The organism is Parabacteroides sp. An277 (assembly GCF_002159645.1).
GTDB lineage: Bacteria > Bacteroidota > Bacteroidia > Bacteroidales > Tannerellaceae > Parabacteroides.
This window is the reverse complement of the sequence record NZ_NFJB01000011.1, coordinates 56,728-69,518: the sequence shown is the minus strand read 5'-3', so window position 1 is coordinate 69,518 and position 12,791 is coordinate 56,728. Positions and strand designations below refer to the sequence as shown.

The following is a 12,791-nucleotide window of genomic DNA, read 5'->3' as shown; positions in this document are numbered from 1 at the left end:
AACTGATCAGTACAGGCATCGTTAACTGATCAGTGAAAGCATCGTTAACTGATCAGTGAAAGCATCGTTCACTGATACAGTGAAAGCACCCTTCACTGATCAGTGAAGGCATCATTCACTGGGCGCGGGCCGTTTTTCGAGCAGGACGACGTTCTCCACGTGGTGCGTGTGGGGAAACATATCGACCGGCTGTACCTTCCGTACCGCGTAGGCGGCATCGAGGAGGTTGAGGTCTCGCGCTTGCGTGGCGGGGTTGCAGCTCACGTAGACGATGCGCTTTGGACTGGCGGCGAGGATGGTCTTGATCACATCCTCGTGCATGCCTGCGCGAGGCGGGTCGGTGATGATGACGTCAGGTCGGCCGTGCGTGTGGACAAAGTCGTCGGTCAGGATATCCTTCATATCGCCGGCAAAGAAGCGGGTGTTCGTGATGCAGTTGAGGGCCGAGTTGACCTTTGCGTCTTCGATAGCCTCGGGGACATACTCAATGCCAATCACCTCGCGCGCCTGGCGGGAGACGAAGTTCGCAATCGTCCCGGTACCGGTATAGAGGTCGTATACAAGCTCCTCGCCGGTAAGGCCCGCAAACGACCGCGCCACCTTGTACAGCTCGTAAGCCTGGTGCGAGTTGGTCTGGTAGAACGACTTGGCTCCTACCTTGAAGCGCAACCCCTCCATCTCTTCGATGATGTGGTCGTTGCCGCGATAGACATGCACCTCCTGGTCGGTAATCGTGTCGTTACATTTCCCGTTGATGACGTATAGCAAGGAGGTAATTTCCGGAAACTGCTGGGCGATGTAGTCCAACAATGCCTCCCGCCGCTCGCGGTCTTCGTGAAAGAAGACCACTACCAGCATCAGGTCGCCCGTCGAGGCGGTGCGTATCATCAGCGTGCGCATGAATCCTTCCTGATTGCGCAAATCGAAGAAGGGATAGCCCTCGTGTTGCAAACAATAGTCCTTGATGGCCAGACGGATGCGGTTCGAGATATCGTCTTGTAGCCAACACTTGTGTATGTCGAGTACCTTGTCGAACATACCGGGGATGTGGAAGCCGAGACCGTTCATTTCATCAAACGTTTCCCCGCTTTGTACCTGCTCCTCGGTAAGCCATTTCTTGTTCGAGAAGGTGAACTCTAACTTGTTGCGGTAAAACTGCGTGCGAGCCGAACCGATAATGGGGAGCACCTCGCCCAAATCGACCTTCCCGATGCGCGTGAGGTTATCGACCACCTGCTTCTGCTTGTACCGTAGCTGCGCCTCGTAAGGGAGATGCTGCCACTTGCACCCGCCACAGACGCCGAAGTGCTCGCAAAACGGGACCGCGCGCTCGGCTGCATAGGTATGGAAGGCGATGGCTTTCCCCTCTGCGTAGTTGTGCCGCTTACGGAGCAGTTGGATGTCTACGACATCTCCCGGAGCGACATAAGGAACAAACACCACCAAGTCGTTCACACGCGCCAAGGCTTTGCCCTCGGCGGCTACATCTGTGATAGTTACCTTTTCCAAGATAGGTAACGGTTTTCTTTTTCGTGCCAATGTTGTATCTATAATATAGGGTAAAACAATCTTGCGCCACGCCCTGTGCTAAATTATTTCTGCCGCATTCACTAACAAGTTGACGGAGAAGGCCAGGGCGATGGTCGCGTAGAGTATCTTGATATTGATTCGTTTGAATAGTTGGTAATAGACCGTCCCCAGCATGGCGAAGGTGAAGCCGAGCAGCAAGCCAGTCCGCAGGTTGAGGGTAAAGGCATGAAACGGGCTCCACCCCGACGGGAATAGGGCCAGCAACAGGCCACATACGACGGCCACGGTCAGGAAGATGGCGAACAGGCGCGTGCACCAGGTCCTGTATTCGGTAATGTATAGGGCATATTGCGCTAAGAATATCGTAATGAAAGGATAGATGGGCAAGAGGAAGCTGGCCCGCTTGACCGGCATCACGGCATACGATGCCAAAAGCACGACCATCGAGACGAGGCTGAAGAGCTTCACGCCCGTGCAGCAGACCGTGTGCTTTTCCCACTTTATGCCGAATAGCGAGAAAAAGAAGAACACAATCCAAGGCAGGAACCCGATGGCCAACGCAGGAAAGACGTACAGGACGTTGTGCACGTCCGCTCCTGTGCCCCAGAAGTAACTGAATTCGGTCCGCATCACATCTAACAACAGGTCCGTCCCCCCTTGCTTCCAGATGCTCACATACCATAAAGCCGGGAGGAAGAGGGAGGATACGAAGAGATAGAACATCGCCTTCAGGATGACTCCTGCCGGATGCTTGCGTACGACGAACAAATAGGCAGTAAACGCGATGAGCGGAAGAATCACGCCCATTAGTCCTTTTGTTAGAATTGCGGCACTGAGGAGCAAGGAGATTTCGACTGGGATGCCCTTCAGTTCGTAGTTCTCTTCCCATCGGTACAATTGCGTGAGCGCGACAAAGAGGAAGGTGGCGAAAAGTAAATCCCCCGAACTGGCCGCCGACAGGTTCTGCATCCCCGAACAGGTGATGAGGAAGAGCGTGGATATGAAAGCCTCGTGGAACTTCGTGCGCCGTCCGAAAAAGATGAGCGAAGTAGCCATCATGACGATAAACGCTAACGCCCCAGGCAATTGCAATGTCAGCTTCGAGACGTACCCTTGTCCATACGAGAAGAGAACGATAAGCCAGTGCAGCATCGGGTGGTCGTAGCTTATTTCCCCGCCTGATATCTGAGGGAGTATCCATTCGCCCGTCTGGAGCATGGTGTTGGCCGTGAGAGCACATTCCGATTGAGCCGGCATATCTAATTCATGCAATCCTAACCAGGGAAGCACCGAGATGATGCAAATGACGATAATCATCGACACGGGCTTTTGTAGGTATAAATATTGTAACGTAGGTGTACGCATATAAGATATTTTCGTTTATTGATAGTATAGTTTTGCAAAGGAACGACTTTTTGCGCGTATGATTGCTATATTTAGCGAACTTTCACCATTTATCAATCCAACATTTTGGGGTTGAACAGGAGGTATCCGATATTTAACCCTATGTTGAAGTTTTTCTTCGGATAACTGTATCCGTTGGCGTAGAGGCTAATACTTGCGAAGGGAAGGTGTACGACTATAGCTGCCTCGCCCATGTATTGAAACGAGCGAAGAAACTTCCCATAATAAGGAAGGTGCAAAAGATGTCCCTCGACGAGTCGCGTCTCTTTCTTGATTTCATAAAGTGGGGCGAATCCGTACATGTCCATGCGAAAGTGTACCAGCTTGCCGAACTTAAAAATAGGAGAGAGGCCAAATGCGGCATATTGGTTCGCCCGGAATGCTTCATTGAAGACAATATTGCTATGGGGCGTAGGCGTAAAAGCAGGCGCTTGGAGGATGGACGCGGTATAGTTTCCCATCAAGTTCTTGCTCGACACGACGATTTCACCCATGTACCCCCAATTGAAGAAGGTGTTTAGTTCGTGGTATTGTTCCCAATGTCCCTTCATCTGGAGCCAACTATGGCGCACACGGGGCAAAGCGGAAAGGGTTTGCTCGTCTCCTAAATAGTGTTCGGTACCGGTGATATATTGAGCATTCAGTAAACGTTTGGTCCCGCTAATAGGGTATATCTTAGTGGCCAATGAGTTCTGTTCAATGTTCAGTGAACCGGCGAAGAGGTTATAGCGTGTGTGTTCGTAGTTCGCGTTTTGAAACGACATGTCTGAATTCTGAAAATAGTAGTCATTTAATTGTCCGTAGGCGAAACCTATCTCGGCTTTAGCTCGGTTCAGGAAGGGGAAACCCAGTTTAACCTTCGTATATAACTCCTTTTGTTTAATGAAAGCAGGCATAACATCTTCGTAAAAGAGGGATTGGCTTTCTGAATAACGTTTATACGAGAAGGCTCCTTGCCAATTAACATAAGTGGGAATGCGTGTCTGGAGATACATCCGTCCGTTGAGCAGTACGCCACTAAAGGAATTTCCGACTTGGAAATCGGCGTTCATATCAGCCGCAAATCGTCCCAAATAACGATAACCTAAGCCTAAGTAAAGCTGGTTTGCCTGATGCGAGGAGATGTTTCCACCCAACCCAATATTCACTTCGTCGGTTATTTTGATGTCCAGATAGAGGTCGAACGTTTTATTGAGCCGGTTATAAATGGCACGAGGCATGATTTCTTGTATTTTTGAATAGGTCAATATCTTAAAGTAAATGCGCTTGAACTCTTCCATCGAGAATTCTTTATTTATGTCGCGATGGATTTGGGATTCGATGTATTTCTTTTGTGCGTCGGATACACCTGTGATATAGATGTTTTTGAATACCAAGGGAGGCAAACTCTCTTTATAAGCTTTGCGCCGGGCATTGACCTCGGTAAGGGGTACTTCTCGTTTGACGCGACGTTTGATGGAATCTATCATCGAAAGGGTACGCCGGTATCCTGTTTCCATAATCTCTTGTGCCTTTTGGAAATCGAGCAGAGAGACATCGGTAAACTCAAATTGCACGAGCATACCTTTTTCTTCCGGAATTTCATATTCGGTCTTTTGCATAATCATCGTTTCCAGTTGATTGTACGGGTTCTCTGATGGTTTCTTCGCGTTTCCCGATACTGCCGAGCCAAAGATAAAATCCGGATGAAAGGCGTCTTCCATCGGACGAACAGGGAAATTATCATAAATGCCTCCATCAAAGAGCGGCACCTTATTTTTCCAAATGGGTTTGAAGAAGAAAGGAAATGTCATGGAAGCACGTACTGCATCGCCCAAGTCACCATCTTTGAATATAATGGCTTTTTTATTGTATATATCAGAACCTACACATCGGAAAGGCACGAAAAGGTTGTTGAAGTTCCATCCTGCCTTGGCCGTGGCTTGCGCATAAAGTGCCATAAAGGCTTGGTTCATCTGAATCGGATTGATAAGACTTTCGGGCAGAAAGCGAGTTTTTACCTGAAGCGAATCGGAAAAGTCTATCGAGAAATGTGCCATTTCAGGGGTCGGATCGGGTTTATGAAAATAGTATGTGTAATCATCTTCTACCAACCCAGTTTGCCAATAGAAAAATTCTTTCGAGAGGATGAGGCGGAGCATCTCGTCGGGCGAATATCCCATGGCATAGAGACTTCCGATGATAGCTCCCATTGATGTTCCGGTCACATAATCAATGGGAATGTTATTCTCTTCCAATGCTTTGATGACACCGATATGGGCGGCTCCTTTCGCGCCTCCTCCGCTTAATACCAACCCTACCCGTTGTGCATCCAAGGAGAAAGGAAGGGCGATAAAAACGATACATATATATAGGATGAATCTTTTCATTTTACTTTATTACCGAATCTGTCTCCAAATATAGTTATTTTTCTTGGAAAGTATAGGCATAAATCATACGATTAATCGTATAAAAAAAGACCTCTTCCGTTATAATTTGGAAAGAAGTCTTTGATACTTGTAAAAATTTAAATAAAGAGGGTATGTGGGCAGTGATGGATTCGAACCACCGAAGGCGTAAGCCAGCTGAGTTACAGTCAGCCCCATTTGGCCACTCTGGTAACTGCCCTTTTGTATTTTGAGCCTCTTGTCGGATTCGAACCAACGACCCCGAGATTACAAATCACGTGCTCTGGCCAACTGAGCTAAAGAGGCGTCTCGTACTTTCTTAGGGAGGAAGCTCTCTTCCTGAATTGCGGTGCAAAGGTAGGCATTATTTTTGAATATGCAATACTTTGGATGGAAAAAGTTGAATTTATTTTTCAGAAAGGGGAAAAGGATGTACCTTTGCCCCGCTCAAAAAACAGTATAATACATTATATTTAATAAGGAATAAATATGGGAGTAGTAATTGGTATCGATGTAGGGGGAAGCACGACGAAAGTAGTAGGGATTGCAGGTAAAGAGATTTGTAATCCGCTTTTCGTGCGTGCGACAGACCCAGTGGCTTCCCTCTTTGGCGCATTAGGCAAGTATTTATATGATAATCATATTCCGCTCGAAAGCGTGGATAAAATATTGCTCACGGGCGTGGGGAGTGCTTATATCACACAGCCTTTGTATGGGCTTCCTACGGCACGTGTCGACGAGTTTCTGGCGAATGGGCTCGGTGCGCAATATAAAACTCGGCTGGAGAAATTGATTGTCGTAAGCATGGGCACGGGGACTTCGTTCGTGCGAGTTGAGGGGCAAGATGTTCGTCATATCGGCGGGATTGGTATTGGCGGGGGGACGATTCTCGGTCTTTCGCGCCTTTTGCTCAAGACGCAGGACTTCAAACAAATTATTGATATGGCCTTGCGGGGTTCGTTAGACTCGATCGACCTCAAAATTCAAGATATTTGTAATCGGGCTCTTCCCGGTTTGCCGCTCAGCGCGACGGCGTCTATTTTTGGCAAGGCGGAGGCCAACGCGACTCCCGAGGATGTAGCGGCTGGTCTGGTTCACATGGTGCTTCAATGCATCGGTCAGGCAGCAGTTCTTTCTTCGCTTAACTCTGATATTGATGATTTCGTCTTGATTGGTAATCTGACACAAATGCCGCAATGCGCGGAGACCTTTCCTGTGCTCGAAGGGATGTTCCGCAAGCGTTTTATTATCCCCGAATATGCGGAATACCGCACGGCTATCGGGGCAGCGTTGTCGTTTATTTACCAGCGTGAATGCGAGGAAGTGGGATGAACCGCCGGATTCTTCGCCTCGCTATCCCTTCGATAATCTCGAACATCACCGTTCCGCTTCTCGGACTTGTGGATGTAGCCATTGTGGGACATTTGGGGGCTGCCTCTTATATCGGGGCCATTGCCGTCGGGGGGATGCTTTTCAGCATGATTTATTGGGTATTCGGATTTCTGCGGATGGGGACGAGCGGTTTGGCAGCGCAGGCTTTCGGCCGGCGGAATCTCGACGAAGTATCGCTCGTGTTCGTCCGTTCGCTGGGTATCGGCGTCGCGCTGGGACTGTGCCTCGTGGCGTTGCAGGTGCCAATTCTTTCGGTAGCTTTTCAGTGGGTCGATACGACCGACGAGGTGCGCCGCTTAGCTTCCCTTTATTTTTCCATTTGCGTTTGGGGTGCGCCAGCCGTGTTAGGACTTTATAGCTTTTCAGGCTGGTTTGTGGGAATGCAGAATTCCCGCTTTCCGATGTATATTGCGCTGGTGCAGAATGTTGTAAATATCGTCGCGAGTCTCGCGTTCGTATTCATAGGGAAAATGGGTGTGGCAGGCGTCGCGCTGGGTACGCTAATCGCGCAATACGCCGGTTTCCTTCTGGCGCTCCTCCTGTGGATGGTTTATTACGGGCGGCTTTGGCCGCGTATTTGCTGGGCTGTCGTATGCGAGGCCGGAGCCATGCAGGCCTTTTTTAAGCTGAACCGCGATATCTTCCTTCGCACGCTTTGCCTCGTAGCGGTCACGGTCTTTTTTACTTCGCAAGGGGCGCGCGAAGGGGAAGTGGTGCTGGCTGTCAACACGTTGTTGATGCAACTCTTTACGCTTTTTTCCTACGTCATGGACGGTTTCGCCTATGCGGCCGAAGCGCTGACGGGTCGTTACGTCGGGGCGCAAAACGGCAACGGACTTCGTCGCCTCGTGCGGGTTTTGTTTACGTGGGGGGCAGGTCTCGCGATTGCCTTCACCCTCGTGTATGCGTTGGGAGGCGAATCGTTTTTGGCGTTGCTGACGAATGAGCCGTCGGTGCTCGTCGCATCTCGCGCTTATTTCGGCTGGGCGGTGGCGATTCCTGTAGCTGGCGTCGCTGCATTTCTATGGGACGGAATTTTTGTCGGGGCGACGCTCTCGCGCGAAATGCTCCGGTCGATGTGGATTGCTTCGGCCAGCTTTTTCCTGGTCTATTTTACGCTTCATCCCCTTCTCGGGAACCACGCCTTATGGATTGCTTTTCTGTCCTATTTGGCTTTGCGCGGGATAGTGCAGACGGGTATTTTCTTCTTTTCCTCCCGCTTCCCTTTACGATAAGAGATTCTTTTCTTCATCTCATACGGTGTAGCAATATAGAAAAAGTTTTTCCATCATCCTATATAATGTGGTATGATGGAAAATTTTTTTCCGTTCTCTCATGCGGTATATTATAATAGAAAAATATTTTCCATCATACCGTGCGGACGGATATCATGGAAAATTTTTTTCTACATTACCGCCTAACTTTTATAAAAAGCCATTATTTTGTAAATTTTAGCCTCATTTATTTGGATAGGAAAAATGAAATCCCTATTTTCGCATAGCTAAAAAAGAAAGAAATATGATTTATTTGAAACCTATTACAGTGGAAATGATTTACGTATCCGTGCTTCAATCCAAACTACAGATACGTGCAGACGGAGGTATGTATTGGATTCCCGTGGATAAAAGCGTACCTAAAGTAGGTTCCATCCTAATGGAATCGATTGCGGAACTGATGCAATCTACCGATTGCATTTGCGTACAAGATTTTGCCAAGGAATTGAATGTGGATGCCAAGGAACTTTCTCCTTGTATCCATTTGCTTACCGGACAGCTTGCCAGCGATTTTTTGGTAGCATATCGTCTGGCGCAAGCTAAAGAATGGTTGGCCTGCACGGATTTGACCGTGACGGAAATCGCCCAGAAATGCGGAATGAAGTGGCAATCCGTCCTGACTGAGCGATTTAAAAAATGGGAAAAAACTTCGCCGACGGAATATCGACGTCTGCACCGACCCGACAATTTCCGGGAATTATACCGATGGAAAACGGAAGGTTAGCGGGTTAAAATCTCCATTATTTGCACAGTCGGGATGCTTTGAATAGAGCGGAAGGGTTCCGGATGTCCGTCGCAAGGAGCAATTTGTTTCTCAAACCAAGTCACATCATGCCAGGAGCCGCATTTAAATCCCGCCTGATGGAAACGGCCGACGGTACGGAAGCCGAGCGCCTCGTGCATCTGTTCGCTGGGCGGGTTAGGAAATGTGACGCAGCTATACACATTCCTAACGCCCTGCAGCCGCAGGATTTCGACCAGCTTGCAAAGCATCTGCCGGCCCAGTCCGTGTCCCGTCGCCTCTGGCGCGAAATAAATGGATAGGTCTGCATCCCATTGATAAGCAGCCCGTTCGTGGTAAGCCGAAGCGTAGCCATATCCTATGATTTCTCCCGCTTGTTCGCAGACGATATACGGATAATTCCGCAAAATACACCGCACACGCTCTGTAAATTCTTCCAACGTGGGAACTTCATATTCAAACGTAATCGGTGTCTGGCGGATATAAGGCGCATAAATGGAAAGAATGGCAGCAGCATCTTGTGCTGTCGCCATTCGGAACATGTACGTTTTCATCGTTTTACCTTTACAATTACTTTGCGGATAAAGCCTTCACCTATTCCCGGCGCGTGGCCATCTTCGGGGAAGAAAATAGCAAATTGGCCCGGATAGATACGAGCGATAGAAGTAGGCCGATCGACGAAAAAGGTGATGTCGTTCGCCTCATCATAGGGCTTGGCCATTTCCATTAAATCAGCCGTCGGCTTCCATCCAATTTGTTCAATTCCCACGAGCGGAACTTGGATATCGATATATTTTTGATGTGTTTCTATAATCGCATCTTGCGAACCTTTCCCGGAAATAGTCTGGATGTTGACGAAAAGGGCATCGCCATCGATTTCGTGGCAGCCATCCTCCATCTTTTGGAAATCCGTTTGACGAAGAAATTCAAATGCTTTAGGAAAAAGGGGGTGCATTTTTTCAATGGCGCCCGCGTCTTTTAAGGATGCTAATATCATAATTCGTTTATGTTAGTTAGTTATTTTCGGACACAAAGTTGGGAGATTCATCTGTTAAATACAAGCGGGAAAAACGTAAGAATCATGAAGACGAGTTGAAAAGATAAAAAGGAAAACGGGAAACAAGCGTCGCCTGTTCCCCGTTCTTCGTCATTTATTTTGATTTTTATCCTGTTACAATCCGCTGAAATCGATGCCTTCGAAGCGGAGGCTGGGTATACGCCAGCTGGAGGTAAGGCGCGGGTCGTTTCCCACTTCCACGAGTTGGTTCCAAAGCTGGAGCATATTCCCGGTGACATTCATCTCAGAGATGGGACGCGTCAGCTGCCCGTTCTCGATGAGGAATCCTTCGATACCATAGGAAAAATCGCCGGAAGTACTGTTACTGTTTCCGCCATTAAACCCGGTGACGAGAATACCTCGCGCGATGTCCGCGATGAGCCCGTCCACATTTTTATCGCCCATTTCCATGGTGAGAACCGAGGGAGAAGATATCGTGGGCGCCACATTCATTTTGTTCGCGCGATACGTGTCGATAAAGTAGGTTTCCAATACGCCAGCGTTGAAAATCGTCAGCGGGCTTGTCGCCACGCCTTCGTTATCAAAATAGCGGGCGCCCGCCGTCTTGCGGAGATGGGGTTCGTCGCGGAGCGTAAATTTCTTTCCCGCGACCTGTTGCCCCAATTTATCTATCAGGAACGAGCTTTTCTGCTGGATGGAAGCGCCATCGATGGCATCCATCATTGGCGAGAGCAGCCGGGCCGCGTTCATATTGTCGACCACCATCTCATAACGTCCGGACTGGATTTTCTTTTGTCCCAACTTTCGCAACACGCGTTCCAAGGCTTTCGTGCCGATGCCCGTCTTTTGCAAATCGGAGAAATAGAGCGACGAATCGTACCAGTAGGATTCGGGGCGCGCTTCTCCTTCGCCTTTTATACTCACACTGGCAGCCAAGCTGAACGAAGAAGCCGACGTTTCGCCTTCGAATCCATTGCTGGTAACCATATATTTGAAATCCTTCTCGTCGCCATATGCGGTAGAAACGGAAATGATGCGATCGTCTTTCCCCATGATTTCTTCACATGCCTGAAGCGCGAGATCTTTCTTTACGTCGGGCTGGATGGAGTCGAAATCCGGGTCGATTAATTGCAGATCGGGAAGACCTCCTTGATAATAACGCGAGGTATCAGGAAGAGTACGCGCCTTGTCTTCCGCCAAATAACGGGTCGCGTCGATGTTATCCCGAATGAATTTCTCCAGTTCGCTTTTATCCAACCGATTGGTCGAGAACGAACCAAACCGTCCGTCCACGTAAAGCTGGACGACCAGCGAATTTTCCGATGCCTGATGCAAACGGTCTATCTTCCGATCACGAATTTCGAACGAGGTGGTCGAACCATTGTAGAGGCTTACTTTCGATGCCTGGCATCCATTTTTCAGGGCATAATCCATCGCCCATTGAACCAGATTTTTATTATCGTTTGTAATCATGCTTTTTTCGAATTGTCATTTGTTTATTTATGCTTAATTTTCGCCGCCGACGGTCAGTTTGCTTACGAGGGCAGAGGGCATGCCGCACGTCACAGGGCAAGATTGTCCATCTTTTCCACATGTCCACGTACCGTTGTCCATTTGGTAATTGTTTCCCACCATCGTGATATCAGCTAATGCCTTCGGTCCATTTCCGATGATGTTGATATCTTTGATGGGTTGCGTCAATTTTCCATTTTCAATCAAATAACCATGCGAAACGAAGAAGGTGAAATCTCCGGCTCCGATTTGTACTTGTCCGTTGGTAAAAGCACTTGCGTAGATGCCTTTCTTTACCGAAGCGATAATCTCTTCTTCTGATACGTTACCAGCTTCCATATATGTAGCACGCATACGAGGGATAGGCACTTGGCGGAAATTCTCTCGTCGCCCGTTTCCTGTCGAAGAAATACCATAATATTTGGCACTGATACGGTCGTGGAGGTAACTGTTGAGGATTCCTTCGCGTACGATGTAGGTCTTTTGTCCAAGGGTTCCTTCATCATCGATATTCACGGAACCTCGGTTGCATGAAATCGTACCGTCGTCTACCACGTTGATATGCTCATCACATACCTTTTTATGCAATAATTCCGAGAAGATAGAGGTCTTTTTCCGGTTGAAATCGGCTTCGAACGCATGTCCGATGGCTTCGTGGAGCAAAATACCCGATCCACCTGCTCCCATGACTACTGGCATTTCTCCTCCCTTGGGCTTGACAGCCTGGAAGAGGATAGAGGTTTTTTCGACTGCCTCCTTTGCCAACGTTTCGATGAGTGTATCGTTCAAGAAATCCGTGCCCATCCGATAGGAACGCGAGGCATAAGCATTTTCTACTCGTCCATCCTTTTCCATGATGCAAATAGCTGCCAACGAACACATCGGGCGATAATCATAATACATCTGTCCTTCGCTATTGCAGAAGAAGATATGTGAAGTGGAATCGGAAAGGAACGCCCGTACTTTATGCACGCGTTCGTCGAGCGCGAAAATGCGTTCGTTCAATTTCTGAAGGTAAGGGATTTTATCCTTGACTGTAAAAGTTTCCCACGGAGCTTGCACGTCGTAATACCGGGCGGGAATAGCTGTTTCCGAAAGGGCTGCAGCCTGATGAGCTTGGCTCTTGCCGTCGGCTATGCGTGCCGCAGTACGTGCCGCACGTAGCATCTCGTCGAGCGTGATGTTTTCTACGTATGCATACCCAGTCTGGTCTCCCGAAAGAACACGTACGCCCATTCCGAAATCGATATTGGATTGGGTATTGTTTACGGCTCCGTCTTGCAATTGCAAACTGCTGTTTAGCGTATGTTCAAAAAACAAATCTGCATAGTCTCCGCCTGCTTCGAGGGCTGCGGCGAGTACTTTTTCCAAATCTTCTTGGCTTACTTTGAAATGGTTCATGCCAAAGGCCACTCCTGCGGCTTTTTTCGCTTCGGGCGAGGCACAACTTTCCAAAAACGAGGGGGCTATCAAGCTACCTAACACAAGCATTCCTCCTGATTTAATGAAATCTCTTCGGTTAATATTCATCC

10 protein-coding genes and 2 tRNA genes are annotated in these 12,791 nt (G+C 48.6%); 3 read left to right on the top strand and 9 right to left on the bottom strand.

Features of this window, described 5'->3' with window-relative positions; translation table 11 throughout:
• Positions 1 to 111 precede the first annotated feature (111 nt).
• From rlmD to B5F77_RS06110, 5 genes are all read right to left on the bottom strand, one after another.
• The gene (gene rlmD, locus B5F77_RS06130; protein ID WP_087329015.1) at positions 112 to 1,539 is read right to left on the bottom strand and encodes a 23S rRNA (uracil(1939)-C(5))-methyltransferase RlmD; all 1,428 of its coding nucleotides are present in this window, start codon (positions 1,537 to 1,539) and stop codon (positions 112 to 114) included.
• Between the two features lie 48 nt (positions 1,540 to 1,587).
• Complete coding sequence (locus B5F77_RS06125) at positions 1,588 to 2,847, bottom strand: dolichyl-phosphate-mannose--protein mannosyltransferase (RefSeq protein ID WP_162607962.1); 1,260 nt, start codon at positions 2,845 to 2,847, stop codon at positions 1,588 to 1,590.
• 140 nt (positions 2,848 to 2,987) lie between these two features.
• A complete protein-coding gene (locus tag B5F77_RS06120) occupies positions 2,988 to 5,303 on the bottom strand; it encodes a patatin-like phospholipase family protein (protein WP_087329011.1) in 2,316 nt (771 codons plus the stop codon).
• Between the two features lie 155 nt (positions 5,304 to 5,458).
• Positions 5,459 to 5,541: transfer RNA gene (locus B5F77_RS06115), tRNA-Tyr, on the bottom strand.
• 12 nt (positions 5,542 to 5,553) lie between these two features.
• A tRNA-Thr gene (locus B5F77_RS06110) sits at positions 5,554 to 5,627 on the bottom strand.
• A gap of 183 nt (positions 5,628 to 5,810) precedes the next feature.
• On the opposite strand from B5F77_RS06110, the gene coaW reads away from it, so the two are divergent.
• The 3 genes from coaW to B5F77_RS06095 all read left to right on the top strand — a co-directional run bounded on the left by coaW (position 5,811) and on the right by B5F77_RS06095 (position 8,711).
• A complete protein-coding gene (gene coaW, locus B5F77_RS06105; protein ID WP_087329009.1) occupies positions 5,811 to 6,653 on the top strand; it encodes a type II pantothenate kinase in 843 nt (280 codons plus the stop codon).
• Positions 6,650 to 7,948 (top strand): MATE family efflux transporter, encoded by a 1,299-nt coding sequence (locus B5F77_RS06100; protein ID WP_162607961.1) that lies wholly within the window; start codon positions 6,650 to 6,652, stop codon positions 7,946 to 7,948. Before coaW ends, B5F77_RS06100 begins: the two co-directional genes overlap by 4 nt.
• 283 nt (positions 7,949 to 8,231) lie before the next feature.
• The gene (locus B5F77_RS06095; RefSeq protein ID WP_087329005.1) at positions 8,232 to 8,711 is read left to right on the top strand and encodes a helix-turn-helix domain-containing protein; all 480 of its coding nucleotides are present in this window, start codon (positions 8,232 to 8,234) and stop codon (positions 8,709 to 8,711) included.
• Here B5F77_RS06095 and B5F77_RS06090 read toward each other — a convergent pair.
• The 4 genes from B5F77_RS06090 to B5F77_RS06075 all read right to left on the bottom strand — a co-directional run bounded on the left by B5F77_RS06090 (position 8,708) and on the right by B5F77_RS06075 (position 12,789).
• A complete protein-coding gene (locus B5F77_RS06090) occupies positions 8,708 to 9,283 on the bottom strand; it encodes a GNAT family N-acetyltransferase (protein WP_204244952.1) in 576 nt (191 codons plus the stop codon). The genes B5F77_RS06095 and B5F77_RS06090 overlap by 4 nt on opposite strands.
• Positions 9,280 to 9,726 carry a YhcH/YjgK/YiaL family protein gene (locus B5F77_RS06085; RefSeq protein ID WP_087329003.1) on the bottom strand — a complete coding sequence of 149 codons (447 nt, stop codon included), beginning with the start codon at positions 9,724 to 9,726 and terminating at the stop codon, positions 9,280 to 9,282. Before B5F77_RS06085 ends, B5F77_RS06090 begins: the two co-directional genes overlap by 4 nt.
• A gap of 174 nt (positions 9,727 to 9,900) precedes the next feature.
• On the bottom strand, positions 9,901 to 11,220 hold the full coding sequence (locus B5F77_RS06080; protein ID WP_087329001.1) for a TldD/PmbA family protein: 1,320 nt from the start codon (positions 11,218 to 11,220) through the stop codon (positions 9,901 to 9,903).
• Between the two features lie 33 nt (positions 11,221 to 11,253).
• A complete protein-coding gene (locus B5F77_RS06075; RefSeq protein WP_087328999.1) occupies positions 11,254 to 12,789 on the bottom strand; it encodes a metallopeptidase TldD-related protein in 1,536 nt (511 codons plus the stop codon).
• Between the last annotated feature and the right edge of the window lie 2 nt (positions 12,790 to 12,791).

Coding starts and splice junctions, on each gene's coding strand:
- B5F77_RS06125 (WP_162607962.1), bottom strand. CDS start 2,847: ATGATTATCGTCATTTGCATCATCTCGGTGCTTCCCTGGTTAGGATTG.
- B5F77_RS06120 (WP_087329011.1), bottom strand. CDS start 5,303: ATGAAAAGATTCATCCTATATATATGTATCGTTTTTATCGCCCTTCCT.
- coaW (WP_087329009.1), top strand. CDS start 5,811: ATGGGAGTAGTAATTGGTATCGATGTAGGGGGAAGCACGACGAAAGTA.
- B5F77_RS06100 (WP_162607961.1), top strand. CDS start 6,650: ATGAACCGCCGGATTCTTCGCCTCGCTATCCCTTCGATAATCTCGAAC.
- B5F77_RS06095 (WP_087329005.1), top strand. CDS start 8,232: ATGATTTATTTGAAACCTATTACAGTGGAAATGATTTACGTATCCGTG.
- B5F77_RS06090 (WP_204244952.1), bottom strand. CDS start 9,283: ATGAAAACGTACATGTTCCGAATGGCGACAGCACAAGATGCTGCTGCC.
- B5F77_RS06085 (WP_087329003.1), bottom strand. CDS start 9,726: ATGATATTAGCATCCTTAAAAGACGCGGGCGCCATTGAAAAAATGCAC.
- B5F77_RS06080 (WP_087329001.1), bottom strand. CDS start 11,220: ATGATTACAAACGATAATAAAAATCTGGTTCAATGGGCGATGGATTAT.
- B5F77_RS06075 (WP_087328999.1), bottom strand. CDS start 12,789: ATGAATATTAACCGAAGAGATTTCATTAAATCAGGAGGAATGCTTGTG.